Annotated in this window: 20 protein-coding genes; 13 read left to right on the forward strand and 7 right to left on the reverse strand. The window is 57.4% G+C overall.

Annotation, left to right across the window (positions count from 1 at the left end):
* Nucleotides 1-4 precede the first annotated feature (4 nt).
* Nucleotides 5-433: a Cd(II)/Pb(II)-responsive transcriptional regulator gene (gene cadR, locus HWX34_RS17115; protein ID WP_178973388.1), complete on the reverse strand. Its 429-nt coding sequence runs from the start codon at nt 431-433 to the stop codon at nt 5-7.
* A gap of 83 nt (nt 434-516) precedes the next feature.
* Here cadR and HWX34_RS17120 point away from each other — a divergent pair, with 83 nt between their 5' ends.
* From HWX34_RS17120 to HWX34_RS17140, 5 genes are all read left to right on the forward strand, one after another.
* Nucleotides 517-2,781, forward strand: coding sequence for a heavy metal translocating P-type ATPase (locus tag HWX34_RS17120; protein WP_178973389.1), 2,265 nt, complete (start codon nt 517-519; stop codon nt 2,779-2,781).
* 111 nt (nt 2,782-2,892) lie between these two features.
* A complete protein-coding gene (locus tag HWX34_RS17125; protein WP_178973390.1) occupies nt 2,893-3,450 on the forward strand; it encodes an antibiotic biosynthesis monooxygenase in 558 nt (185 codons plus the stop codon).
* Nucleotides 3,451-3,611: 161 nt separating this feature from the next.
* Entirely contained in the window at nt 3,612-4,766 is a 1,155-nt protein-coding gene (locus HWX34_RS17130; RefSeq protein WP_178973391.1) for an FIST signal transduction protein, read from the forward strand.
* Nucleotides 4,763-6,250: an HD domain-containing phosphohydrolase gene (locus HWX34_RS17135; RefSeq protein ID WP_178973392.1), complete on the forward strand. Its 1,488-nt coding sequence runs from the start codon at nt 4,763-4,765 to the stop codon at nt 6,248-6,250. The genes HWX34_RS17130 and HWX34_RS17135 overlap by 4 nt, the downstream gene beginning before the upstream one ends.
* 2 nt (nt 6,251-6,252) lie before the next feature.
* Nucleotides 6,253-7,818, forward strand: a complete 1,566-nt coding sequence (locus HWX34_RS17140) for an HD domain-containing phosphohydrolase (RefSeq protein WP_178973393.1) — start codon at nt 6,253-6,255, stop codon at nt 7,816-7,818.
* 75 nt (nt 7,819-7,893) lie between these two features.
* Here the strand turns inward: HWX34_RS17140 and HWX34_RS17145 are convergent, their stop codons facing one another.
* From HWX34_RS17145 to HWX34_RS17155, 3 genes are all read right to left on the reverse strand, one after another.
* On the reverse strand, nt 7,894-8,991 hold the full coding sequence (locus HWX34_RS17145; protein WP_178973394.1) for a linear amide C-N hydrolase: 1,098 nt from the start codon (nt 8,989-8,991) through the stop codon (nt 7,894-7,896).
* Nucleotides 8,992-9,202: 211 nt separating this feature from the next.
* Nucleotides 9,203-9,820 carry a PolC-type DNA polymerase III gene (locus HWX34_RS17150; protein ID WP_178973395.1) on the reverse strand — a complete coding sequence of 206 codons (618 nt, stop codon included), beginning with the start codon at nt 9,818-9,820 and terminating at the stop codon, nt 9,203-9,205.
* Nucleotides 9,817-10,020 carry a hypothetical protein gene (locus HWX34_RS17155; RefSeq protein ID WP_045844807.1) on the reverse strand — a complete coding sequence of 68 codons (204 nt, stop codon included), beginning with the start codon at nt 10,018-10,020 and terminating at the stop codon, nt 9,817-9,819. The genes HWX34_RS17150 and HWX34_RS17155 overlap by 4 nt, the downstream gene beginning before the upstream one ends.
* 118 nt (nt 10,021-10,138) lie before the next feature.
* Here HWX34_RS17155 and HWX34_RS17160 point away from each other — a divergent pair, with 118 nt between their 5' ends.
* Nucleotides 10,139-10,717 carry a flavin reductase family protein gene (locus tag HWX34_RS17160; protein ID WP_178973396.1) on the forward strand — a complete coding sequence of 193 codons (579 nt, stop codon included), beginning with the start codon at nt 10,139-10,141 and terminating at the stop codon, nt 10,715-10,717.
* A gap of 29 nt (nt 10,718-10,746) precedes the next feature.
* Here HWX34_RS17160 and HWX34_RS17165 read toward each other — a convergent pair whose 3' ends face one another.
* The gene (locus HWX34_RS17165; RefSeq protein ID WP_178973397.1) at nt 10,747-12,108 is read right to left on the reverse strand and encodes an aspartate aminotransferase family protein; all 1,362 of its coding nucleotides are present in this window, start codon (nt 12,106-12,108) and stop codon (nt 10,747-10,749) included.
* 49 nt (nt 12,109-12,157) lie between these two features.
* Nucleotides 12,158-13,495: a glutamine synthetase family protein gene (locus HWX34_RS17170; RefSeq protein WP_178973398.1), complete on the reverse strand. Its 1,338-nt coding sequence runs from the start codon at nt 13,493-13,495 to the stop codon at nt 12,158-12,160.
* Nucleotides 13,496-13,721: 226 nt separating this feature from the next.
* Between HWX34_RS17170 and HWX34_RS17175 the strand changes: the two genes are divergently transcribed.
* Nucleotides 13,722-14,369, forward strand: a complete 648-nt coding sequence (locus tag HWX34_RS17175; RefSeq protein ID WP_178973399.1) for a GntR family transcriptional regulator — start codon at nt 13,722-13,724, stop codon at nt 14,367-14,369.
* 72 nt (nt 14,370-14,441) lie between these two features.
* Here HWX34_RS17175 and HWX34_RS17180 read toward each other — a convergent pair whose 3' ends face one another.
* Nucleotides 14,442-15,041, reverse strand: a complete 600-nt coding sequence (locus HWX34_RS17180) for a TetR/AcrR family transcriptional regulator (protein WP_178973400.1) — start codon at nt 15,039-15,041, stop codon at nt 14,442-14,444.
* A gap of 120 nt (nt 15,042-15,161) precedes the next feature.
* Between HWX34_RS17180 and HWX34_RS17185 the strand changes: the two genes are divergently transcribed.
* From HWX34_RS17185 to HWX34_RS17210, 6 genes are all read left to right on the forward strand, one after another.
* Complete coding sequence (locus HWX34_RS17185) at nt 15,162-16,580, forward strand: efflux transporter outer membrane subunit (protein ID WP_255497369.1); 1,419 nt, start codon at nt 15,162-15,164, stop codon at nt 16,578-16,580.
* A gap of 35 nt (nt 16,581-16,615) precedes the next feature.
* Nucleotides 16,616-17,764: an HlyD family efflux transporter periplasmic adaptor subunit gene (locus tag HWX34_RS17190; protein ID WP_178973402.1), complete on the forward strand. Its 1,149-nt coding sequence runs from the start codon at nt 16,616-16,618 to the stop codon at nt 17,762-17,764.
* Between the two features lie 6 nt (nt 17,765-17,770).
* Nucleotides 17,771-19,309: a DHA2 family efflux MFS transporter permease subunit gene (locus HWX34_RS17195; protein WP_178973403.1), complete on the forward strand. Its 1,539-nt coding sequence runs from the start codon at nt 17,771-17,773 to the stop codon at nt 19,307-19,309.
* A 786-nt stretch (nt 19,310-20,095) separates the two neighbouring features.
* On the forward strand, nt 20,096-21,469 hold the full coding sequence (locus tag HWX34_RS17200) for a cytosine permease (RefSeq protein WP_178973404.1): 1,374 nt from the start codon (nt 20,096-20,098) through the stop codon (nt 21,467-21,469).
* Nucleotides 21,470-21,603: 134 nt separating this feature from the next.
* Nucleotides 21,604-22,185, forward strand: a complete 582-nt coding sequence (locus HWX34_RS17205; RefSeq protein ID WP_178973405.1) for a DMT family transporter — start codon at nt 21,604-21,606, stop codon at nt 22,183-22,185.
* A gap of 46 nt (nt 22,186-22,231) precedes the next feature.
* The gene (locus tag HWX34_RS17210) at nt 22,232-24,709 is read left to right on the forward strand and encodes a beta-ketoacyl synthase N-terminal-like domain-containing protein (RefSeq protein WP_178973406.1); all 2,478 of its coding nucleotides are present in this window, start codon (nt 22,232-22,234) and stop codon (nt 24,707-24,709) included.
* The last annotated feature ends 34 nt before the right edge of the window (nt 24,710-24,743 follow it).

The following is a 24,743-nucleotide window of genomic DNA, read 5'->3' on the forward strand; positions in this document are numbered from 1 at the left end:
CCGTCTACAGATGGGTATGGCGCTCCGGGCGGGCGGCGGTTTCCATTTCGGCCAGCCCTTGCAAGATGCCACAGGCATCCAGTGCTTGTGTTTGCTGGCAGCGCTGGCGCAGTTCATCCAGCTGCGCCTTCAGCTGCACCAGCTCGGCAATACGCGCATCCACATGACAGATATGCGCATCCAGCACCTGGTTTACCCCGCCGCAATCGGACTGTGGGTCCACCATCAGCGACAACAGCTGATGAATTTCCTCGTGCGTCATGTCCAGCGCCCGGCAATTACGGATAAAGCGCAGCCGTTCCAGATGGCGCTCGCCATAACTACGGTAGTTGTTCGCCTCGCGCTGTGGCGGTGGCAACAGACCAGTCTTTTCATAAAAGCGCACGGTTTCACTGGTACAGTCCGCCAACCTGGCCAATTCACCAATTTTCATTGCACTCTCCTTTACCTTTAGCTGTTGACCTTGAAGTTGCTACAGGGTGTTAACTGTATGCCAATGCAACACAGGAGACCAGCATGCAAGCCAGATACAAGCGTGTACCCGCCCCGAACGACCAAACTTCCCACAAGCCGCATGGCCACGGACAGGATGGACACCAGCATGCTGACCACCACCATGACCATTGCTGCGGCAGCACCAGCGCCCCGCTGGAAACTCTGTCCGGAGCGCGCAGCGAAGGCACGCTGACGATTACACCCATCCGCATCCTGCAAATGGACTGCCCCACCGAAGAAGCGTTGATCCGCAAGCAGCTGACCACGATGAGCGAAGTTGTCGCGCTGGAATTCCGCCTGATGCAGCGCCTGCTCACTGTCACGCACCAGCCTGACGCACTGCCGAGCATTCTGGCTGCCTTGCGTGCGCTGGGGTTTGATCCGGAAACCGCAGCAGAGATCGGCACCCTGCCCCCAGCCAATTCCTCCACGCCCACCGCCCCCTGGTGGCCATTAGCCACGGCAGGTTTGCTGGCACTGGCCGCCGAACTGTGCGACTGGCTGAGCGCCCCTGGCTGGCTGGCGGCCCTGCTGGCCCTGAGCGCGATTGCGGTTTGCGGTATCACTACCTACCGCAAGGGCTGGATAGCGCTGCGTCACCTTACGCTCAATATCAATGCCCTGATGAGCATAGCCGTCACCGGCGCACTGCTGCTGCAGCAATGGCCGGAGGCCGCGATGGTGATGGTACTGTTCACCCTGGCCGAGCGCATCGAGGCAGGCTCGCTAAACCGGGCTCGCCATGCCATTGACAGCCTGCTGCAACTCACGCCACCCAGCGCCACCGTGCAAGCCGTCGATGGCAGCTGGCAGAACATGCCGGTTGACGATATTCCGCTTGACGCAGTGGTCCGCGTGGCACCGGGCGAGCGCATCGCACTGGACGGCGTCATCATCAGCGGCCACTCCACCGTCAACCAGTCCACCATGACCGGCGAAAGCATGCCGCTGGAAAAACAGCCGGGTGATAGCGTCTATGCCGGTACGCTGAATGAAAACGGTGCTTTTGAATACCGCGTCACCGCCGCAGCCAGCGATACCATGCTGGCGCGCATCCGCCATGCGGTGGAACAGGCGCAGGATGCCAAGGCACCGACCCAGCGCTTTGTCGACCGTTTCGCCCGCATCTACACGCCGACCATCTTCGTGTTGGCCACCCTGCTGGCCATACTGCCGCCACTATTCACCGGTGGCGACTGGCTGGCTTGGGTCTACAAGGCGCTGGTGCTGCTGGTGATTGCCTGCCCGTGCGCACTGGTCATTTCCACTCCGGTAACGGTGGTCAGCGGTCTGGCCGCAGCCGCCCGCCAGGGGATATTGATCAAGGGTGGCGTATGGCTGGAACAAGGCCGCAAACTGCGCGCACTGGCGCTGGACAAGACCGGCACCATTACCCATGGCAAACCGGAACAGACTGCATGGCAAGCGCTGGACAGCGGCAAGGACGATGCATGCCGCAGCCTTGCCGCCAGCCTGGCCAGCCGCTCCGACCATCCGGTGTCACGCGCCCTGCTGCGTGCGGCAGAACAGGATGGTATCGCCCTGCAACAGGTCACACAATTCAGCGCCATCACCGGTCGTGGCATTCTGGGGGTAATTGCCGGGCGTCAGCTATGGCTGGGCAACCTGGCGCTGGCCAGTCAACTTGGCCTGAATGCGCCCGAAGTTGACAGTTGGGTTGCCGCCCGTGAACAAGATGGCAACAGCGTGGTGATGCTGATGGATGAGGCGCAGGTACTGGCCCTGTTTGCCGTGGCAGACACCATCCGCCCTGCCAGTCGGGATGCCATTGCCCAGTTGCACAGCCTGGGCATACGCACTGTGATGCTAAGCGGGGATAACCAGCAAACCGCCAGCGCCATTGCCGCAGCTGTCGGCATTGACGAAGCCCATGGCGGCCTGCTGCCACAAGACAAGGCCGATATCATTGCCAGGCTGAGCCAGACGGGCATGGTGGGCATGGTGGGCGATGGTATCAATGACGCGCCTGCGCTCGCTCGTGCCGATATCGGCTTTGCCATGGGCGCAATGGGTTCGGATACCGCCATCGAAACCGCGGATGTGGCACTGATGGATGACGACCCGGCCCGCCTGCCTGTTTTTGTGCGCCTGTCCCGTGCCACCCACACCATTCTGGTGCAAAACATCGTACTGGCTCTCGGCATCAAGGCAGTTTTTCTGCTGCTGACCCTGCTAGGCATGGGCAGCATGTGGATGGCGGTATTTGCCGATGTAGGTGCCAGCTTGCTTGTGGTGGCCAATGGCCTGCGCCTGTTGCGCAAATAAAGGTTCAGGCACGCTGCTTGCTTGCTGCATGATCGAAACGCCTCCACTACCCCGGAGGCGTGCCAACCACCCTCACCCCGGGTGGCGGGACTTGCCCGCAGGAGCCACATCATGACACCCAGCACACCGCTTACCTTGTTGATTACCCGCCGTATCAAACCGGCGCGTCATGCCGACTTTCATGCCTGGATACGTGAAGGCGAAGGCCTGGCCAGCGCCGCGCCCGGCTACCTGGGCTCCGGCCTGTTGCAACCGCCGCCGGACGATGATCACTGGCAAATCCTGTTTCGCTTCCGCGATCAGGCCAGCCTGGATGCCTGGGCAGCCAGCCCGGCACGGCAGGCATGGCTGGTTAACGGTGAAGCGTTGATTCAACACAGCAGCGTGCATTGTGCCGAAGGCCTGGAGCAATGGTTTGGCCTGAAAGCGCCACCGCGCTGGAAGCAAGCGGTGATGATCTGGCTGGTGTTCTTCCCGGTCTCGCTTTGCTTCACCCTGCTGCTGGGCGACAAACTGGCCAGCCTGCCGGTACTGCTGCGTGTCCTGTGCAGCACGCTGATGCTGACGCCCATCATGGTGTTCCTGTTCATTCCGCTCAGCAGCCGCCTGCTGCACAAATGGTTGCAAAGCGACAGTAAGCCGCCAAGCGCACTGACTGCCAAACCCTGAACCATCTCCTGCCCCCTCCTGACCAGCCAACTAGCTGGTCAGGATCAACTTTGCTGCTTTTTTCCGGCCCGACTGCCGGATAGCCGTCGGCAATGGCACTTCCCTCGTTTATGATAAGGTTACTGAGTATTTTCCATGCCTATCATCAGAGAGTTCCGCCAATGCCCTCACCCTGGCACAGTTCGCTGGATCCCGCTCAACTGGCAAGCAGCTTGCAAGCCTGGCATGCCCACCACCCCGACCAGCGCCTGCTGGCCTTGCTGGCAGAAGCCGACCGTGAGCAACTGCCCAACCTGCAAACAGCCTGCCTGCATCAGGGCATAGAACTGGCAGGCGGTGTGTTTCCCCGCCTGATCAGCAATCAGGGTTTTGTTGACCATGGCGTCATGCTGCTGCCCTGCCCCGGCGGCAGCCAAAGTGCGCTATTGCGCATCCATACCGGGCAAGACCCGGCACAAACCGCCCAACACATGAGCGAGCGGATAACACAAATGCTGGCCGCATGGCCGACAGATCAGGGCAAACCTACCTTATTCATGATTTTCGATGGCATGCTGCCGGACATTGCTTCCATTCTGGATGCCCTGTACCTGCAACTGGCGGATCAGGTGTTTTACGGCGGGGTGAATGCCGGCAGTGCACAGTTCCAGCCCATTCCCTGCCTGTTCGACCAATACCAGAGCATGATGCACGGCGTGCTCTGCCTGTTGCTGCCCGCCACGGCCAATCCGGTCATCAACCATGGCTACCCGGCACCGGAGCACACCCTCACCGCCACAGCCACTGTCGGTAACCGCATTTTCCAGATTGACTGGCGACCGGCCTTCGACGCCTATCAGCACATCGTCAAACAGCAGTTCGGGGCGGAACTGAACCGTGAAAACTTCTACACCTTCGGCGTGCATTTCCCGCTTGGCATCATGCTGGCCAACCAGCAATTGCTGATTCGTGTCCCGGTAGCGCTGGAGGATGATGGTTCGGTATTTTGCGTGGGTGAAGTGCCGGAAAACGCGGTGCTGATGATGGTTCAGGCCCCGACAGTGCCGGGCGATGACTGCGTGCAGCAGGTGCTTGGCACCTTGCAGCAGCGTCATGGCTCGCTGGAAGGTAAAAACCTGCTGAGCTTTTACTGTGCGGGACGCAGTCAGCACTTTGGCCCTGCCGCCCTGGAAGAAATCCATGGCCTGATCCGGCACAGCCAGGCCGCCAGCGTGACCGGGGCGCTGACGCTGGGTGAAATCGGCAGTCCGCACGAGTGGGGTTATCCGCTGTTTCACAATGCATGCATCACGGCCAGCGTGTGGATGGATGCATGAACAAGGACCAGTTGCTTGCCGTACTGTACGACCTGTCGCTCACCATAGGGCGCGAAGTGACTGTAGACGCACTGCTCACCAAGGTCGTGCAACGCCTGTTGTTTCACACTGGCTGCCCGGTTGGCCTGGTCATTCACCACCCGGACGGGCTGGACGCCAACAGCGGCTGCCTGCTGAAGGTGATTGGCGATCATCAGCTGCAACAGCAAGCCAGCATTGGCATTGCTTTGCCTGCGGGACTACTGGGCCGCAGCATCCAGGCCGAAACAGACGCCAGACTGCTACAGCGCTTTACCGGCCAGGACCGCTACCATTACGGGCTGCGCCTGCCGCTGGACCAAGTCCACACCATCATGCTGCTGGCCCCGGAAACCATGTTGCAGCACATGCCGCTGGAGCATGTATTCCCGCCCATCCTGGCCAACCTGTCTCGCGCCATCAAGCTGTGTAAGGACAGTGAGCAACTGGCCATCAACCTGCAGGCAGAACGCAATCAGGTAATGGTGCAGCTTGACCGGGCACAACGCTTCAACCAGGCCTTGCTCAATGCCATGCCGATTGCCGTGTTCTACAAGGACGCCAGCGGGCGCTACCTGGGTTGCAACCCAGCCTTTTCCCGTACGGTGGGCATGCAGCAGGAGCACATCATCGGCAAGATGCCGCAAGAGGTGTGGCCGACCGAACTGGCCAGCATGTTCACCCAGAATGATGCCGAGCTGATTGCCAGCCGCCAGCCACAGATGTTCGAGTATGTCATCCGCACCCAGCAAGGGCAGTTGATGGATGTGGTTTACGCCAAGGACCTGTTCTACGACGAGGACAACAATATTGCCGGCATCATAGGTGCTTTCATCGACATCAGCGGGCGCAAGAAGGCGGAGGAATCGCTGCGCCAGTCGCTGATTCAGGCCATCAGTGCGCTGTCGTCCGCCATGGTGCACCGCGACCTGAGCACCGCCGGCCATGAAGTACGCGTCAGCGACCTTGCCGTGGCCATTGGCCGCCAACTGGGGCTGGATGAACATCGCCTGGAAGGCCTGGGCCTGGCTGCCATGGTGCATGACATCGGCCAGATCCAGATTCCATCCGAAATCCTCACCCGGCCACGCCGCCTGAATCATGAGGAATTCGAACTGGTCAAGCTGCATGCCGAAGCCAGCCATGAAATCCTCAAGGACATCGCGTTTCCCTGGCCCATTGCCGATATCTCCTGGCAGCACCATGAAAACATGGATGGCAGCGGCTATCCGCGCGGTTTGCGTGGAGAAGAGATCCTGCTGGAAGCACGTATCATCCACGTTGCCGACAGCATGGAAGCCATGTTGTCGCATCGGCCGTTTCGTCGCCAGCTGGGTCAGGCCCAGGCCCTGGCGCAATTAGAACAATACAAGGGCAGCGTGTACGACCCCGCCGTGGTGGACGCCTGCCTGACGCTATTTGCCGACCATGGCTATCAACTGCCGGATCATAAAAGAAAAGCCTGAGCATGGATGCCCGTAGCACAAGCAAACCCCTTACCGACTACACCTTGCAGGCCGCCATCCGGCAACTGCCGGATCGGGTCATCATCAAGGACACCCACTCCCGCTTCATCACCTGCAACCAGCGCTTTGCTGATGACCTGGGAATCCGCATCGAAGACATCGCCGGCAAGACCGATCATGACTTCTTCCCGCCGGCACTCGCCGCCAGTTATCAGGCGGATGACCGGAAAGTGATTGCCAGTGGTGTGGCCATGGTTCAGGAAGAGCCCTATGTGCTGGATGGCAAGCACTGTTGGCTGGAAACCAGCAAATCCCCCATTTTTGATACCGCAGGGTTATGCATAGGCCTCACCGTCATTTTCAAGGACATTACCCAGCAAAAACAGGATCGTGATGAAATGCAGCGCCGGGCCTGGGCGCTGCAAGCCAATAGCCGCACCAATCAGGCGCTGGTGCAGGCCAGCGATGAGCAGGCTTTGTTGCAGGCCGTATGCGATGCCATTGTCGCCGACCAACGCTACCCGCTGGCCCTGATTGCCGGCATGCAGGACCTGCAACAACAGCGCTTGCACGTGCTGGCTGCTGCTGGCAGTGCGCATGCGTACAGCACCCAGCTGGACATCGGCTGGAGTGCTGAGTCTGCTAATGAAGGGCCGATCGCCAGCTGCATCCGCCAGGGCAACACCATCAACATCAGTGCATTGCAACAACACCCGAGCTTCCAGCCATGGAAGTCCTTGGCCAGCCAGCACGGATTGCATGCCATTGTCGCCATTCCGCTGGTAGCCGGGCCGGACCTGATCTGCGCACTGGCGGTATACAGTGGGAGCGGACAGTCCTTCAGCCCGGTGGAAGTGCAGGTTTTTGAAGAATTGACGCGCAATGTGCAGTTCGGCATTCAGTCACGCCGCACCCGGGTGGCGTATCAACAGTCCTTGCAGGAGCAGGCAGCCCATGCCCAGGTACTGGAAAACGCACTGGAAAATGCACTGGCTGCCATTGCCTCGGTTCTGGAACAGCGCGACCCCTACACGGCCGGTCACCAGAAACACGTGGCGGAACTTGCCGTGCTGATAGGCCAGGAATTACGGCTGGATGCGCACCGGCTGCGTGGTTTGTACCTGAGTGGCGTGGTGCATGATCTGGGCAAGATTGAAGTACCTGCCGAGATTCTCAGCAAACCCAGCCGACTGCACCCGGTGGAATTTGCGCTGGTGAAGCGCCATCCGGAAGTGGGTTACCACATCCTGAAGAATATTGATTTCCCCTGGCCCATTGCCGACATCATTCGCCAGCACCACGAATATCTGGATGGCTCCGGTTATCCGCTGGGCTTGTCGGGCAAAAGCATCCTGCTGGAATCGCGCATCCTCACCGTGGCGGACATTGTCGAATCCATGTCGTCCGACCGCCCTTACCGCGCCGCACTGGGCATAGGCCAGGCCATTGCCCAGATACGTCTGATGCGAGGAACCCAGCTGGACCCGGATGTGGTGGATGCCTGCATCCGGGTGCTGGAGCGCGGAGACTTCACCCCGCATTTGCTGACGCTGGAAGCCGGGGACTGATGCCAGCCGCCAGCAAGGCCCAGGCGGTATCAATCACACTGCTTGCCAGGCAGGCAATGACTGGAGTGCACAAGCTCAGTGATAGGCCGCTACATCCTGCAAATGCTGGCGTGCATTGCCAGTCCAGTTTTTGCTGCCATACAGGTTCAGGCGTAAGATCGCCTTGGTTTGCTTGAGCCTGGCAAAGTCGAAGTCCCGCAAATCCAGCCAGACCGGGCTGATCGACGAGGCAGACTGAAACGCATAGCGCATATTTTTCATGTCAGCCGTGGTGGTCCAGTAGGTACCCACGCCCCGGTTTTCTGCCGGGTAACGCGAATACGGCTCATAGGCTTTTTCCACCGACAAATCCAGCGGGTCCGCCATCAGGCCGACAGGCATGGCCACACTGTGCATGATGGATGCCAGAAAACCGCGCGCTTCTTCGATATTGTCTGGTCGCGGCAAGGACTTGAGCAGCCAGTTGGCCCGCACCAGCCGGGCATCCGCCTGCCAGCCGGTGGGAATGGTTTCGGAAGTGGACGCCGCAAACTTCTTTTCCTGCTTCAGCATGGTGTCGTAGTCAGGCGGATTGGTCAGCACGGTAAACTGCCTGCCATAATGAATAAGCGTTTCACCCTTGACGATTTCGATGATGGCCGAATCGCCACTGGCATCCTCAATGGCAATGTGTTTGGTATCCGACGCATAGTCGATGGGCAGGCGTTTGGGCACCAGGCGCACACTGCGGATGGCGGCCACGGCTTCGGCTACCGTGGCATGGTTATCCAGGATAAAGCTTAGCCAGTGGCTGCTTTCCAGCACCGGCTTGGCCGGCTTGCCCGTCTGAGGCTGCTCGGCACCACCGGTAAAGTACAGGGTATGCGCCACCAGGCCCTTCTCGTTCATGCCATCCATCGGAAACACATTGTTAGCATAAACGGCCACGCTGCCATAGCGTGCTTTCCAGCGCACGGTATGCCCTGCATTGTCGCCAGTGGCACCAACACGGCTGACATCGCGCGGACTCACCACCAGCGATGGGCTGACCGGACCAAAGAAATCAAGATTGCGTGAACTGAGCATATAGCCCGGTTGCGTATTCCACAGCACACGGGTGCAGGCTTCGGCAGCAGGCAACAGGGAAACGGCAAGGGATGTGGCAAGAGCGAGAGGTGCAATACCTTTGGACATGAAAACCCCCGAGTAAAGTCGGTATCGCTCCGGAAAACTGCGCGGCGATACAGGCCATTAGTCTAGGGATGCTGTTTGCAGCAGCGGAACGTCATGCTGTCCGGTTTGCTATCTGGAAAGTTCGCATTGCTGGCGGGCCGATTCCTGATCGGCCACCAGTAGCAATCAGGCCTGGATGGTGCGCGCCACCCATGGCCAACCGGCAAGCGAGTTAGGCATGCTGCATGAAGAAATCCGCCACCTTGGCGGCACTCACCTTCTGCAACTGGCACAGCTGGCGATGGTCCAGTTGCCGGGCGCCATGCTTGCGCTGTGCCGTCTCCAGCAGATATTGCAATAGATGGGCCGCCATGCGCGCATCTGCCAGCGCACGGTGTGCACGCCCGGCATCGGGCAAGCCGGCCCAGCGGGTGAGCGTACCCAGCTTGTGATCCGGCGCCTGCGGCAGCAAGCGGCGCGCCAGTAGCAAGGTGCAGGCAAAATCCTGCCGTCGCTGCCTGCCAAGCAAGCCCAGCTCGTGGTCCCAGAACTTGCGGTCGAATGCCGCATTGTGCGCCACCAACGGCAGGTCACCGACGAAATCCGCCACCTCGCGCATCACGGTGGCCACCGGCGGCGCACTGCGCAGCATGGCATTGCTGATGCCGGTAAGCTGTTCGATCTGTGCCGGAACGCGCACACCCGCATTCATCAGGCTCTGGTAGTGATCCACCTCGCGCCCGCCCTGCCACAGCACGACGGCGATTTCAGTGGCGCGGCTGCCAACAGCAGGCGATAAGCCGCTGGTTTCAAAGTCGAGCACCGCATAGCAGGGGGATGTACCGCTCAATTCAGCGCCGCCTTGGCTGCCTCTTCCGGGCTCAGCCCGTCAAAGAACATATCGGTAAACCACTCGGCATTTTCTTCGATTTGCTGTTGTGCCTCATCCGGCTTGGCACCGGCAGCAACAAACAGGGCTTCCACCTCAGCACACCATTGCAACAGGGCGATGGTATCCGGGTCGAGTTCGTCTTCCTTGCGCTTGGACATGAGTTTCTTTCCGTTAAATGTTGAACTGGCGGCATTGTACACGGCAATCGCCGGATACAAGGCAGCAGTGGATGGATATTGCTAGAATCAGCGGCTGAACATGAACCGGGAAAAACCAATGTCCAAGCTAGTTGCTGTTGATCTGACCAAGAGCTATCGCCTGCTGAACCACGGCCCGACCGTGCTGGTTTCCTCTGCGCACGCGGGGGCGCAAAACGTGATGGCCGCCGCCTGGGCCATGCCGCTGGATTTCGACCCGCCCAAGGTGCTGGTGGTGGTGGACAAAGCCACCCACACCCGGCAATTGATGGAAGCATCAGGTGAATTTGTGCTGAATGTCCCCTGCCGCGCCCAGGCGGAGCAGGTGCTGACGGCGGGCAGTTGCAGTGGCAAGGAGGTGGACAAGTTTGCCGTCAGTGGCCTGACCGCCCTGCCTGGCGAAGCCGTTGCGGCACCACATGTGGACGGCTGCATTGCCTATCTGGAATGCCGCATCATCAGCGAGCCACACAACCAGCAGCGCTACGACCTGTTCATTGGCGAAGTGCTGGCCGCCAAGGCGGATCCGGACGTCTGGCACGACGGCCATTGGCAGTTTGATGGCCACGATGCCAAACGCAGCCTGCACTATATTGCCGGGGGCAACTTCTTCAGCATTGGCGAGCAGTTTGCCGTTGCCACCGCCCAGGCAGACTGAAGGGCCGCCCGCAGGCGGCCCGACCGGGCTCAGCGTACTGCGCTGACGAAGTCGTCAAACGCCGCCACCAGCCGCGCCACATCCGCAGCCGTGGTTTGCGGGCAAATCAGCAGCATATTGTGGAAAGGCGTGATCAGCAGCCCGCGATTGAGCAGGAACAGATGGATGATGTGCTCCATGTCGCTGTCCAGAATCGCATCCGCCTCGCTGCCATTGCGCGGCGGGGTGGCGGTGAACTGAAACTCGGTACGCGCTCCTACTTGAGTGACACACCAGGGCAGCGCATGACGGGTAATCACCGCCTGCAAGCCAGCGGCCAATTGCTCGGCCAGGGCAAACATATGGGCATAGGCTTGTTCGGTCATCACCTCGGCCAGATTAGCCCGCATCGCCGCCATGGCCAGCATGTTGGCGGTCAGCGTGGTGCCGATGCCACTATGCCCCGGCACCGCCTCACGCTTGGCCTGCTGGGCGCGCTTGGCCATCTCCTCGGAAAAACCGTACACCGCACACGGCACGCCCCCACCCATGGGCTTACCCAGCACCATCATGTCCGGTTTCAGGCCATGGGCGCGGGTATAGCCGCCCATGCCGGTGCTGATGGTGTGGGTTTCATCCATGATCAGCAGTGTGCCGTAGCGGCGGCATAGTGCCTGTGCCGCTTCCCAGAAGCCCGGCTCCGGCAGCACCATGCCGATATTGGTCATGGCAGGCTCGGCCAGCAAGCAGGCTACCTGGCCGTTTTTCAGTGCATCTTCCAGTGCGGCCAGATCATTAAACTCCACCACGCGGGTGTATTGGGTGAGGTCGTACACCTGCCCCAGCAAGCTGGCACGCTGTACCGGCTTGCCATCCACCAGATCGACAAACACATCGTCGATGGTGCCGTGATAGCAGCCATTGAATACTAATAACTGCTGCCGACCGGTGGCGGCGCGGGCCCAGCGCAGGGCAAAGCGGTTGGCATCGGTGGCGGTCATGGCAAACTGCCAGTATGGCAGGCCAAATCGGCGTGCCAGCTCGGCCGCTACCCAGACAGCATCTTCCGATGGCAGCATGGTGGTGATGCCGCGTGCGGCCTGCTCGACCACCGCTCTGGCGATCGGGGCCGGGCCGTGGCCGAACATGGCACCGGTATCGCCCAGGCAGAAATCGACATAGGTATTGCCATCCACATCTTCAAAACTGGCACCCTGCGCCTGCTTCACATACAGGGTAAAAGGCGTGGACCAGTCATCCATCCAGTGTAGTGGGACGCCAAACAGCAAATGCTGATTCGCTTGGACAGACAGCCGCTGCGATTGCGGACGTGCCGCAATAAAGCGTTCGCGCTCTGCCGCGTGCAGTTGCAATGCCTTGTCCCAGTTGATGCCGTGTCGTGTTGTCGTCATTGATTGCTCCTTGATCTTGTTCTGTGCGGACAAGCAGCCCGCCATCATGTCATACGTGCAGTTGCAGGTGCTCGCGTTCCCAGGCGGTAATGCCGCGATTGAAGGTTTCGAATTCCTTTTCCTTCACTGCGCAAAAAGCCTGCACAAACTGCTCGCCCAGAATGTCGGACAGCTCCGGGCAGTCCTGCATCAGCGCCACAGCATCTTCCAGACTGCGCGGCAGCTCGAAATCCAGGTTGTAGGCGCTGTCCGCCATCGGTTCGCTGGGAACCAGGCCTTGCACCATGCCCAGATAACCACAAGCCAGGGTGGCAGCCATCGCCAGATAGGGGTTTACATCCACCCCCGGCACCCGGTTTTCCAGTCTGCGCGCGGCAGGGCCGGACGGTGGAATGCGGATACCGCAGGTACGGTTGTCATAGCCCCAGCGCACATTGATGGGCGCGGCCGCATGACGGGTAAGCCGGCGATAGGAATTGACGTAGGGTGCCAGCATGGGCATCACCATGGGCAGGTATTTCTGCATGCCGGCAATATGATGGAAGAACAAGGGCGTCGGGCCGCCATCCGCTGCGGAAAAAATGTTCTGCCCATCGGCAGTACTGACAATGCTTTGATGAATATGCATGGCGCTGCCGGGTTCGCTTTCCATCGGCTTGGCCATGAAGGTGGCAAAGATATTGTGACGGTAAGCGGTTTCACGCACCGCACGCTTGAACAGGAACACCTGGTCGGCCAGTTCCAGTGCATTGCCATGCGTGAAATTGATTTCCATCTGGCAGGCACCCACTTCATGAATCAGTGTTTCCACATTCAGCTGCGCTTGCTGACAGAAAGTGGACAGCTCCTGAAAGAAGGGGTCGAAATCGTTGACGGCATCGATAGAGAAAGATTGACGCCCTACTTCGGAACGCCCGGCACGGCCGGTGGGCGGACGCAAGGGCTCGTGCGGATTGCTGTTTTGCCGGATCAGGTAAAACTCCATTTCCGGTGCCACCACCGGCCGCCAGCCACGGTCGGCATACAGTTGCAAGACTTTACGCAACACGGCACGCGGGGAAATCTGCACCGGCTTGCCGTCAAAATCTTCGCAATCGTGAATCACCACCGCCACAGGCTCAATGGCCCAAGGCACCAGCCGGATGGACATGGCATCCGGCACGCACACCATGTCCGGATCATTGGCACCGACAAAACGCTCGAATTCGGCAAACTCGCCGTTGACGGTGATGGTGAGCACCGCCTTGGACATTTTCATGCTCTCCTCCGCCAGGAACAGATCCTTGGGAACAATCTTGCCGCGCGCCACTCCGGTCATGTCCGGAATGACGCATTCCACTTCATGGATATTGTGTGCTCGGATGAAGCTGTGTAAATGCTCATGCATGTTTTATCCTTTATGATCAAATCTGCAAAAAGCCCTTTTCCCAACACCGCACCAACCCATGTGAATTCAAATGCAAATACCGGAATAAAAGCTGGAATTCATCATAGTAAGACAAAACATGCATGTCAATTTATGATCAAATAAAACTTGAAAAGTGAAGCATCACAGCACCATGATTGCTATGGTATCCTTTGTGACAAATTCCAATACCAACGACTCGCCGACAATGAAGACTACCGCCTCCTCTACACTACAGGACGAAACCTACACCACCTTGCGCCAGTGGCTGTCACTGGGTCGCTGGCTACCGGGCGAACGACTCAAGATCAAACAGCTGGCACAAGACATGCAGGTTGGCGAAATGCCGGTGCGTACTGCACTGCAACGCCTGGTGGCAGAGAAGGCACTGGCCAACATTCCCAATTGCGGCGTCACCGTGCCACAACTGAGCCGCACCCAGTTTGACGACATCCTGCAAACCCGCATGTTGCTGGAAGGCGAAGCGGCGGAAAAAGGCGCACGCAATCTGAGCAGCGCCGACCTCAAGCTGCTGGAAGAACTGACTGTCACCATGGATGAAGCCATCCGCAATCACGACGTCAAAGGCTATCTGACGGCAAACGAAGACTTCCACGTCACGCTGTACCGCGCCTCTGGCTCTGCCATGTTGCTGTCGCTGATTGAAAGCGTCTGGCTGCACGTCGGCCCCATTTCCAATCAGCTGCATCAGGACCCGCACGTGTGGAGCATCATGAACGACTGCCACGAAGACATGATGCGCGCCCTGCACCGCAAAGACCCTTCTGCCGTGCGCCGCGCCATCGAGCGTGACCTGTTCAATGCCGGCCAGTATCTGAAAACACTGTGCAATTAGGCCGTAGCAAGGCAGGCATGAAAAAACCGGGCATTGCCCGGTTTTTTACTTGTCAACAGTAGCAAACCCTTGCTAGGCCCCATACCAGGTCATGAATATCTCCACCCCCCTTGCCACACGCTCTTGTAACAGCTCCATGTCGTCTTCGCTCACCACGCCAACCAAGAAAGTCTGCTGATATTCTGCCTGTATCAGCGACAACAAATGCATGGCAGCAATCCAGCCATCAGCCAGACGCAAGCGACCAGCCTGCATTTCCGCCTCCAGATAAACCGCCACCCTGTTCCAACCCTGACGCGGGCCCGCTTCATAAAACTGCTGGGCGGCACCGGCTCGCACCAGCTCGCCCGCAATAATGCCGCGCATGGCCATCAGGTCCGGCCCCAGAATCACCTGCAGGTAATTTTCTCCGAATGCCTGCAAAGCCGCCGCAATATCCCCGCCCGGCACCAGCCGTGCATAGGCTTGTGACATGCGCTCTTCGGCCAGCATTTTCATCACGCTCAGGAACAACTCTTCCTTGGACTTGAAATAACCGTACAAAGTAGCCTTGGACCCCCCCACCCGGCTGCAGATTTCTGCCATGGATGTCGCCTCATAACCACGCTGCAAGAATAACTCCGCCGCCGTTGCCACCATTGCCTGACGGCGCTCTTCACTTTTTGTTCGCATTTTTGCTCCAAACTGTACCGAACTGTACGGTTTTACTTGACGGCACTCTCGCCGCGAATTATAACCGTACCGTACAGTACAGTTAAAGGCCCTGTCAAAATAATGGATACCCAATCAAGCATGCACCCCCGGCGCACACTGTTACAACTGGCCCTGCTAGGCAGTCTGTTTCTTACCGGTTGCGCCAGCATACCGGACCTTGGCCCGGCGGCCAGCAACAAGACCATGCAGGACATGGCCAGTCAGCAAACCCTGAAAGCCGGGAGCGCCGACTGGATGAACAGCAACTGGTGGCAAAGCTATCAGGACGGCCAGCTCGACGACATCATGCAAGAAGCATTGAGCCAGTCGCCGGACATGGCAGCTGCCCAGGCCCGCCTGGCGAAAGCCGCAGGTCAAGCCCAACAGACCGGTGCCAGCAATCTGCCCAGCCTGGACCTGGATACCTCGGTGACCAAGATGAAGCAAAGTTATAACAATGGCTTCCCGGCCGCCTTTGTTCCGCATGGTTACAACAACTCGGCCAAGGTCGAGCTGGATTTCAGCTACGAGATCGACTTCTGGGGCAAGAACCGCTCCGCCATCGCCGCAGCCAGTTCGGAACTGGCCGCAGCGCAGGCAGAAGCTGCACAAAGCCGCCTGACCCTGACCAGCTCCATTGCGGCAGCGTATGCCGAACTGGCCCGTTTATATGCCGAACAGGACGCCGCCGAACAGGCATTGAGCGTGCGCCAGCATAGCGCCCAACTGCTGCAACAGCGCTTTGACAATGGTCTGGAAACCATGGGCACCCTGCGTCAGGCCCAGTCCCGCCAGGCTACCGCCAGCGCCGACCTCAGTGCCGCCCGCCAGGCCATTGCCCAGCAAAAACTCAGCATTGCCGCACTGATGGGCGCCGGGCCGGATCGCGGCATGAGCCTGCGCCGCCCGGCTGGCAGCCTGCTGCATCCGCAAGGCTTGCCCGCTAGCTTGCAGGCAGATTTACTGGGCCGCCGCCCGGACCTGGCAGCTGCCAGGCTGCGCGCCGAAGCGGCTGCCAGCCGTATCAACGTTGCCCGCGCTGCGTTTTATCCCAATGTGAATCTGTCTGCCTATCTGGGCGTGCAATCACTGGGATTGAGCTATCTGACCAAGAACGGCTCCGACATCGGCGGGGTCGGCCCGGCCATTTCGCTGCCGATTTTCCGTGGCGGTGCCCTGCAAGGCAACTACCGCGTTGCCCGTGCCGAATACGATGCCGCCGTGGCCAGCTACAACCAGACCCTCACCCAGGCCTTGCACGACGTGGCCGATGTGCTGGCTCAACAACAGGAACTGGGCCCACAACTGGAACAGCGTCGCCTGGCACTGAAAACCGCCGAAGAGTCCTACCAGGTAATGCAAAACCGCTATCAAGGCGGTCTGGCCAGCTATCTGGACGTGCTGAATGCCGAAGACAACGTGATCAGCAGCCGTCGCAGCAGCACCAGCCTGGAAACCCGGCAGTTCCTGCTGGACGTCAACCTGATCAAAGCCCTGGGCGGCGGCTATCAAGCCTGAACCCCTACCGAATACAACAATTGCAGAGAACCATCATGAGCGAAAATATCCAAGCCCTCCCCGCCTCCGATGCCCCGCACAGCGACGCGCTGCGTCTGGCCAAGCGCAAGAAGCTGTTTGCCCTGCTTGGCGCAGTCGTCGGCGTTGCCGCCATTAGTGCCGGCACTTACTGGACCCTGGTAGCCTCCCATCATGTCAGCACTGACAATGCCTATGTCGCCGTCGAGATGGCGCAAGTCACTCCGGAAGTCAGCGGCACCGTACGGGAAGTGCTGGCGGTGGACACCCAGCAGGTAAAACGCGGTGACATCCTGGTAAAGCTGGATGATAAGGATGCCACCCTGAATCTGGCACAGGCGGAAGCCGAACTGGCGCGCGCCGAACGCCGCGTACAAGGTTATCTGGCCAGCGACGAAGGTTTGCAAGCACAAGTGCAGGCCCGCATTGCAGACCAGGCGCGCAGCAATGCCCAGCTGGTTTCTGCCCGTGCCGACCTGCAACGCGCCGAACTGGACCTCAAGCGCCGTCAGGCACTGGCCAGAAGCGGCTCGGTATCGGGTGAAGAACTGAGCAATGCGCAAAATGCATACAGCACCGCCAGTGCCAACCTGAGCGCCGCCGAAGCCGCCGCCAAACAGGCCGAAGCCAATGCCCGTGCCGCGCAAGGCTCGCTCAAATCCAACCAGACCCTCACTGTCAACACCACGGTGGAGACCAACCCGGAAGTAGCCCTGGCGCGCGCCAAACGTGACCAGGCCCGCCTGGACCTGGCCCGTACCATCATCCGCGCACCGGTAGACGGCGTGGTGGCCAAGCGTCAGGCACAAGTCGGCCAGCGCGTACAAGCGGGTAGCCAGTTACTGTCGGTGGTACCACTGCAGCAGGCCCACGTGGATGCCAATTTCAAGGAAGTGCAGCTGGACAAGGTGCGCATCGGTCAACCCGCCACACTGACCGCCGACCTGTATGGCAGCCGTGTCACCTACCACGGCAAGGTGGCCGGTTTGTCCGGCGGCTCGGGCGCAGCCTTTGCCACCATCCCGGCACAAAACGCCACCGGCAACTGGATCAAGGTAGTACAGCGCCTGCCAGTACGCATTGCACTGGACCCGGCAGAGCTGCGCGCCCATCCGCTGCAAGTGGGCCTGTCGATGGAAGTGACTGTTGATACCGCCAGCGAGTAAGCCATCATGACTGACAGCTCCCTTACTGCCTCACCCAAGCCACTGGAAGGCGGCACCCTGTGGCTGGCTGCCCTGGTGCTGGCTGCCGCCAACTTTGTGGCAGTGCTGGATACCACCATTGCCAATGTCTCTGTGCCCAATATCGCCGGCGGTCTGGCGGTATCTTCCAGCCAGGGCACTTACGTCATTACTTCCTATGCAGTGGCCGAGGCCATTACCGTTCCGCTCACCGGCTGGCTGGCCGCGCGACTGGGCACGGTGCGGCTGTTCATCGGCTCCATGGTGCTGTTTGGCCTGTTTTCCCTGCTGTGCGGCATGGCCGGCTCGCTGGAAATGCTGGTGCTGTTCCGCGTACTGCAAGGCCTGGCCGGCGGCCCGCTGATGCCGATGTCGCAAACCCTGCTGTTGCGGATTTTCCCCAAGGAAAAAACCGGGGCAGCCATTGGTTTGTGGAGCATGACCACGCTGATCGCGCCCATCATGGGGCCGATTCTGGGCGGGATATTGTGTGACCAGGTAAGTTGGCCATGGATTTTCTGGATCAACGTCCCCATTACCATGCTGTGCGGCTATGCCGGCTGGCAGTTGCTGAAAAGCCAGGAAAGCCTGCGCGAGAACCTGCGCGTGGATGCCGTTGGCCTTGGCCTGCTGGTGGTATGGGTGGCGGCGCTGCAAATCATGCTGGATGAAGGCAAGAACCTGGACTGGTTCAATTCCGTCGAGATCGTGGCGCTGGCGGTGACAGCCGCCATCGGCTTTGCTGCCTTCCTGATCTGGGAGTTGACCGAGAAAAACCCGGTGGTCAACCTGCGGGTCTTCCGTCATCGCGGCTACTGGGCCAGTGTACTCACAATCTCGCTGGCGTTCGGCTCCTTCTTTGGCGCGACGGTACTTACCCCGCAATGGCTGCAAAGCTATATGGGCTACACCGCTACGGAAGCCGGCCACGCCACAGCCATGAGCGGCATTCTGGCGGTGCTGGTGGCCCCGCTGGTGGCGCAGCTGTCCACGCGGGTGGACCCACGCCCGCTGGTGTTCATGGGCGTGATGTGGCTGGGTGGAGTCACCCTGTACCGCAGCTTCTCCACCACGGACATGGGCTTCTGGCAGGTGGCCTTGCCCTTGCTGTTCCAGGGCGTGGGCATGCCTTTCTTCTTTGTGCCGCTCACTGGCCTCGCCATGGCCAGCGTGGAGCCGGAGGAAATGGCCTCGGCCGCTGGCCTGATGAGCTTCATGCGCACGCTGTCCGGGGCTTTTGCCACTTCGCTGGTGACCACAGCATGGGAGGACAAGGCCAGCTACAACCATGCCGACCTAGTGGGTAGCATAGACCCGGGTGGCGACACCCTGCGCAATCTGCAGAACAGCGGCCTGAGCCTGGATGCTGCCAGCAACCAGCTCAACCAGCTGTTGCAGTCGCAAAGCATCATGCTGTCCACCAACCAGATTTTCTGGCTGACCGGCCTGTCGTTCGTGGTGGCCGCCTGCGCCATCTGGCTGGCTCCCCGCCCCACCCGTGTGGCGGATACCAGTCAGGCACACTGAACAGTTCTACACGCAGCAAAAAGCCCGGTGCATGCACCGGGCTTTTTCTTTCCGTTTCAGGAATGGCAGGGGCACGCCGGCCCCCAGCGTGGCTGAGTAATGTGCACCAGAACCAATAATGCTACAGAACCATGTCCATGGTACAGGGTAAACCGACAGTTCAAGCGAGATCATCCAGACCAGCTATGGGTGAGCGATTTCATCTATGTGTCTAGCTGATAATACTGGCAGTTTTTCATTAAATGTATTCGCTTGCAGAATCATCGAACGCCGTATCAGCAGTTCGATGCAAATGGATTTCGTACTGAATAGGCTGGTGCAAACGCTCTTGGCTCGGAAACCGGAACGTGAAAATGTATTGATCAATCATTCCGATCGTAGCTACTAGGTCTGTGTGGATTCTCTACTTTGCAAAGACTGGTCGAGGACGACATTAAGCCATCAGAGGGAAGCGAAAGGAGATACCTACGATAACGCGCTGACAGAAACGATCCATAGCTTGTTAAAGCCCGAGTTGATCCAACATCGAGCGCCCTGGAAAACGAAAGGATTCTTGGAGGTTTTCACCTTGGGATGGGTGTCTTGGTTTAATCATCAAAGACTACTTTAACCAACAAGCTTTATTTCGCCGATAGCAGCTGAGGCAAACCATTACCGACAACTTTCCATTCGGACCACCATACTCGGGGCGGTTCGCCCAGAAATAACGATTGCGTCGCAATTCACTCAGCCCTTTCTCGACCTGAAGAACGGGGATTGCAACTCACCGAATCAAAGGAGAAAAGCATGAAAGACGAGTACTCGATTGACTGGGTGCCAAACGCCGCGCGCCACGGTCAGCCATTTCAGCAATTCACTCTTTGGTTGAGCGCCAACCTGCAGATCACCGCCATTGTGAACGGTGCGCTGGCAGTAGTATTTGGCGTACATGGGGTTACTGCCTTATTGGGCTTACTGCTAGGCAATATATTGGGCGGAACAGTAATGGCGCTGCATGCCGCCCAAGGGCCACGGCTGGGTTTGCCGCAAATGATTAGCAGCAGGGTGCAGTTTGGCGTGAAAGGTGCGGCCCTGCCCTTGTTGCTGGCCATTATCATGTATCTGGGCTTTGCCACTACAGGCACCGTATTGTCCGGCCAGGCCATCAACCGCATCCTTGATACGGATGGTTCGCCTTTGGGCATGGTTGTATTTGGCGTGACTACCGGAGTGATCGCCATTGCCGGTTACAACGTGATCCACAAGCTTGGTCGCATCGCCAGTGTGGTAAGCATAGCCGGTTTCAGTTTTCTTGCCTGGCGCTTGCTGTCGGCACATCCGCTGGACACCTTGCTGACCGGCCCGGCTGGTGATATCAGCCAGTTATTACTAGCAATGTCGCTATCTGCCGGCTGGCAACTGACCTTTGCACCCTACGTGGCGGATTACTCGCGCTATCTGCCGGCAGATACGCCTTCCGGCAAAGTCTTCTGGCCTGTGTTTCTCGGCACAACCATTGGCGCACAGTGCGCGATGAGTTTTGGCGTACTGGTAGTTGGAGCGGGTGATTCATTCATCAAAAACCAAGTAGGTTTCATGGGCGAGCTGGCCGGGCCGATACTGGCCATGGTGATCTACTTTGCCATTGTGGCGGGCAAACTGACGGTGAATTGCCTGAACGCCTACGGCGGCCTCATGTGTTCGCTCACCATCGTTAGCGGCATTAACGGTGCGAGACGTTTTTCGCCAAAGGCGCGCTCCTTGGTAATTGCCTTGTTCATCGCACTGAGCGTGGTGCTGGCAATATTTGCCAGCCATGATTTTTTAGCCAACTTCAAGAACTTCGTCTTGCTCTTACTGGTGGCTTTTGTGCCATGGAGCGCAGTAAATCTGATTGATTATTACCTGATCTCCCGAGAAAAAGTAGACATCCCTGCACTGTACCAGCCGGAAGGACGTTATGGCACTTACAACCTGCCGGCGCTAGTGAGTTACGGGGTGGGCATACTATCGCAAGTGCCTTTCATCAACCAAGCCATTTACACCGGTTTTGCAGTCAAGCTGCTGGGCAATACCGATATTTCCTGGATTGTTGGTCTGCTGGTGACGGCGCTGGTGTACTACCCGTGGGCCAAACGCACCACGCGCGTGCCGGCGCAAATGGTATACCTGACAGTCTGAGCCTTGTAATCGTCCGGCGAGCACAGATTGAAGATTTGAAGTATTGGGGTAAACAGCTCATCGAGCCGCGAGTTCGGCCAGGACGGCAGCTTCTCTGATACACCCTTTAACCACGACCAGTTGGGTTGATTTGCATGAAACCTCTGCCTTTAAGTGGTCAATGCCGTTTTATGAAACAACGCCATTCGCAGTCCAGTGGGCCGACAAGGCGGGGTAATGAAATTGAGGAGTCACTGCGAATCGGCCATCAGAAGTACGGAGGCAATACAATGAATTATATACTTTATATTGGATTTGTATTGACGGCTGGAATATTGATTCCTATCCAGACCGCCATGAATGTTCAAATGACGAGAATTACTGGCAATGCACTTGTTACAGCACAAATAGTTTTCATGATTGCAGCAATTATCGGAATATTACTTCTTATTTGCATTCAGCACCCCAGTCTTAGCTTAGATAATTTTCGCTCCGCACCCCTAACTGCCTGGGGTGGCGGCTTTATCGCTGTCTTTTATATCAGCACTCTTGCATTTACAGCCCCAAAGCTTGGGCTCGGCCAAAGCACTGCCCTTGTACTAACCGGACAAATCATTTCTGCTGCACTTTTAGACCATTTTGGCGCATTCGGCACACCGACAATATTATTAAATCCGAATCGAATTATTGGCATCATATTTTTGATTGCTGGGGTTTTTATAATCAAATGGAAATAAAGATCAAATTCCTCAAATTGAAATTAGCACAACAGGAGAAAGTCAAATGAAGTCCCCCATTGCAATCGTAGGAGTCAGCTGTCAACTGCCGGGCGCGAAAACTGCGGCAGACTTTTGGAATAATATAAAAATGGGAAAGCGAACGATCACTCGACTTCAAGGAGCAGATAAACAGGGGCTACACATGGCTGTCGGCTTCCTAGACGGATCCGATGAATTCGATTATGAACGATTCGGAATTACAAAAAAAGAGGCGATACTAATTGACCCGCAACATAGGAAGTTTGCCGAATGTGTGGCTGACGCATTGGAAATGGTGGAACAGAAAAAATTTACCGATACTTCATTCAACCGACATGTAGGTGTTTATGCTTCTATGCCGATGAACACATATCTACCTACCACTCGCGGACATATAGATACCAGCTTACATACGCTTGATGGTCTGCAATCAACTCTAACCAATGACAAGGACTACATTGCGCTCAGATGCGCTTATATGCTGGACCTACGGGGGCCAGCCATTAATGTGCAAGCATCTTGCGCAAGTACGCTAATCAGTCTGCATCAGGCCTGTCTAGCACTGGAAAACGATGACTGCGACATGGCTGTAGTAGGCGGCGCAACGATAATGTGGCCTCAATTGCGGGCATACAAATGGATTGATGGCAGCATTTTTTCACGCTCCGGAGCCTGTCACCCATTCTCGACACTTGCAGACGGTACCGTGCACGGCAACGGGGCCGCCGTAGTAGTACTCAAAAAACTGAGCAAGGCCATAAATGACAACAACAAAATATTTGGCATCATTAAAGCAACCGGACTGAACAGCGACGGCGCCAGAAAGTCTTCATTTACGGCCCCCAGCGCTGACGGTCAAAAAGAACTGATTGGACGCGTATTAAAAGACATCGACGTAACATCGATCGGCCTGCTCGAGGCTCATGCCACAGGAACCGCCGTGGGGGACAAGGTTGAACTGCAGGTGCTTGAATCCTTGTTTTCCGGATTGTCACCTGCAACCTCCTATTGTGCCCTAGGCGCTAGCAAGCCCTACGTCGGACATCTTGAAGCCACATCCGGAGTTGTCAGCCTCATCAAGGCCTGTCACTCGATGCTGGAGGGTGTGCATACGCCAGACATCGTGGGCAACGACTGGTTGAAAACTAAAGAAAGCCCTTTTTACTTGCCGGCCAGATTGACGGAGTGGCCCTCTTCGAACTTGCACCCACGTCGTGCCTGTGTGAGTTCATTTGGCATGGGCGGAACGAATGCATTTGTTTTACTTGAAGAACCTTCGTTGGCCGAGCGTGCCAGCGTTGCGAATCATCAACCTCAGGCCATGCAATCGCAGCCGCGCGAAAAACTACTGTGGAGCGGCCTTAAAACTTCGACAAAGCGCCAATCTCACGAAAATCTTGGCGTGAATATCATCGACGAAGTTACATTGAAAGTCTATGAAATAGTAATTCAGGCAGAGAGTCACCCTTGGATCAACGACCATCAGTTGAACAATCAATCTCTAATACCAGCGACCTACTACATCCACCTGTTTAGATCAATCGCCGCCCATCTCGATCTACCATTCGAATGGGCACTCTCATCCGTTCAAATCCTGAAAAAACTAATTCTGGATGGACCCGTACCTCTAAGGCTTAGCGCCAACAAGCACGACGACTCATGGTCTTTGCGCATAGAAAGCCGGAGTAAGGATGAATGGGAACCGAGGGTACATGCCACCGCTAGAATCGTTAATAAAAAGAGCTTCGATGAAAAAATAACGTTAAACGCTCTATTGCAACTCAATCAGGAACCCGTATCAATTGAATACTTCCCTGATCAGGTCGTCAGCCATGGCATGGCATTTCAGAATCTCAGGCATGCAGTTCGAACTCCATATGGCGTACTCGGATTGATTTCAGATCCGGCCGGAAATCTTAAGAATCGTAGCGACAGTGAAGTTTGCCTACTTGATTCCTGCCTGCAGGTTTTCCGAATTGACCATGCAGATCGGGGGATTTTGCCCAATGATGGTTTTTTACTAACTTCAGTTGACTATATAGATATTAATAATGTCGATTGGTGTAGTGCGCAAACGCTCTGGTGTCTTGGGTCTGCCAGAGCTCATTCGGCTATCGAAAGTGAATTTATCACCGATTATTTATTTTTCTCCGAGATGAATGGTGAAGTAGTCGGGGTGATCAAGGGCGTCACCGAGCGAAAGCTTTCTGGGAAAGCCGTACCCAACACTCCAACATCAAATAATCATGTTCAGACTGAACTGCCAATCCAAAACCCAGACAGCGTAACGCCGACATTGATAGCCATTGTTTCAGAACTTGTTGGCATAGAGAAAGCACAGATCATGGAGTCTGACTCATTGGAATCGCTGGGTGTGGATTCGTTCGCAGCACTCGAGCTAAGTCTAACTCTGGAACAAAAACTGGGTAAAAAGATTAACCCCGACGACATCGACCGGAGATTCTCCATACAACAAATTGCATTCAAACTGAAGACCAAATAGTCGCTGTACACATCAATATAAATTAAAAGAACAA

The sequence above is a fragment of the Aquitalea sp. LB_tupeE genome, from assembly GCF_013391415.1.
Lineage (GTDB): Bacteria > Pseudomonadota > Gammaproteobacteria > Burkholderiales > Chromobacteriaceae > Aquitalea.

What these genes read in the sequence shown, in the direction of transcription:
- cadR (WP_178973388.1), bottom strand. Translation starts at nt 433, where the DNA reads ATGAAAATTGGTGAATTGGCCAGGTTGGCGGACTGTACCAGTGAAACC.
- HWX34_RS17210 (WP_178973406.1), top strand. Translation starts at nt 22,232, where the DNA reads ATGAAGTCCCCCATTGCAATCGTAGGAGTCAGCTGTCAACTGCCGGGC.
- HWX34_RS17160 (WP_178973396.1), top strand. Translation starts at nt 10,139, where the DNA reads ATGTCCAAGCTAGTTGCTGTTGATCTGACCAAGAGCTATCGCCTGCTG.
- HWX34_RS17175 (WP_178973399.1), top strand. Translation starts at nt 13,722, where the DNA reads ATGAAGACTACCGCCTCCTCTACACTACAGGACGAAACCTACACCACC.
- HWX34_RS17180 (WP_178973400.1), bottom strand. Translation starts at nt 15,041, where the DNA reads ATGCGAACAAAAAGTGAAGAGCGCCGTCAGGCAATGGTGGCAACGGCG.
- HWX34_RS17155 (WP_045844807.1), bottom strand. Translation starts at nt 10,020, where the DNA reads ATGTCCAAGCGCAAGGAAGACGAACTCGACCCGGATACCATCGCCCTG.
- HWX34_RS17205 (WP_178973405.1), top strand. Translation starts at nt 21,604, where the DNA reads ATGAAACCTCTGCCTTTAAGTGGTCAATGCCGTTTTATGAAACAACGC.
- HWX34_RS17165 (WP_178973397.1), bottom strand. Translation starts at nt 12,108, where the DNA reads ATGACGACAACACGACACGGCATCAACTGGGACAAGGCATTGCAACTG.
- HWX34_RS17120 (WP_178973389.1), top strand. Translation starts at nt 517, where the DNA reads ATGCAAGCCAGATACAAGCGTGTACCCGCCCCGAACGACCAAACTTCC.
- HWX34_RS17195 (WP_178973403.1), top strand. Translation starts at nt 17,771, where the DNA reads ATGACTGACAGCTCCCTTACTGCCTCACCCAAGCCACTGGAAGGCGGC.
- HWX34_RS17145 (WP_178973394.1), bottom strand. Translation starts at nt 8,991, where the DNA reads ATGTCCAAAGGTATTGCACCTCTCGCTCTTGCCACATCCCTTGCCGTT.
- HWX34_RS17125 (WP_178973390.1), top strand. Translation starts at nt 2,893, where the DNA reads ATGACACCCAGCACACCGCTTACCTTGTTGATTACCCGCCGTATCAAA.
- HWX34_RS17140 (WP_178973393.1), top strand. Translation starts at nt 6,253, where the DNA reads ATGGATGCCCGTAGCACAAGCAAACCCCTTACCGACTACACCTTGCAG.
- HWX34_RS17190 (WP_178973402.1), top strand. Translation starts at nt 16,616, where the DNA reads ATGAGCGAAAATATCCAAGCCCTCCCCGCCTCCGATGCCCCGCACAGC.
- HWX34_RS17170 (WP_178973398.1), bottom strand. Translation starts at nt 13,495, where the DNA reads ATGCATGAGCATTTACACAGCTTCATCCGAGCACACAATATCCATGAA.
- HWX34_RS17130 (WP_178973391.1), top strand. Translation starts at nt 3,612, where the DNA reads ATGCCCTCACCCTGGCACAGTTCGCTGGATCCCGCTCAACTGGCAAGC.
- HWX34_RS17135 (WP_178973392.1), top strand. Translation starts at nt 4,763, where the DNA reads ATGAACAAGGACCAGTTGCTTGCCGTACTGTACGACCTGTCGCTCACC.
- HWX34_RS17185 (WP_255497369.1), top strand. Translation starts at nt 15,162, where the DNA reads ATGCACCCCCGGCGCACACTGTTACAACTGGCCCTGCTAGGCAGTCTG.
- HWX34_RS17200 (WP_178973404.1), top strand. Translation starts at nt 20,096, where the DNA reads ATGAAAGACGAGTACTCGATTGACTGGGTGCCAAACGCCGCGCGCCAC.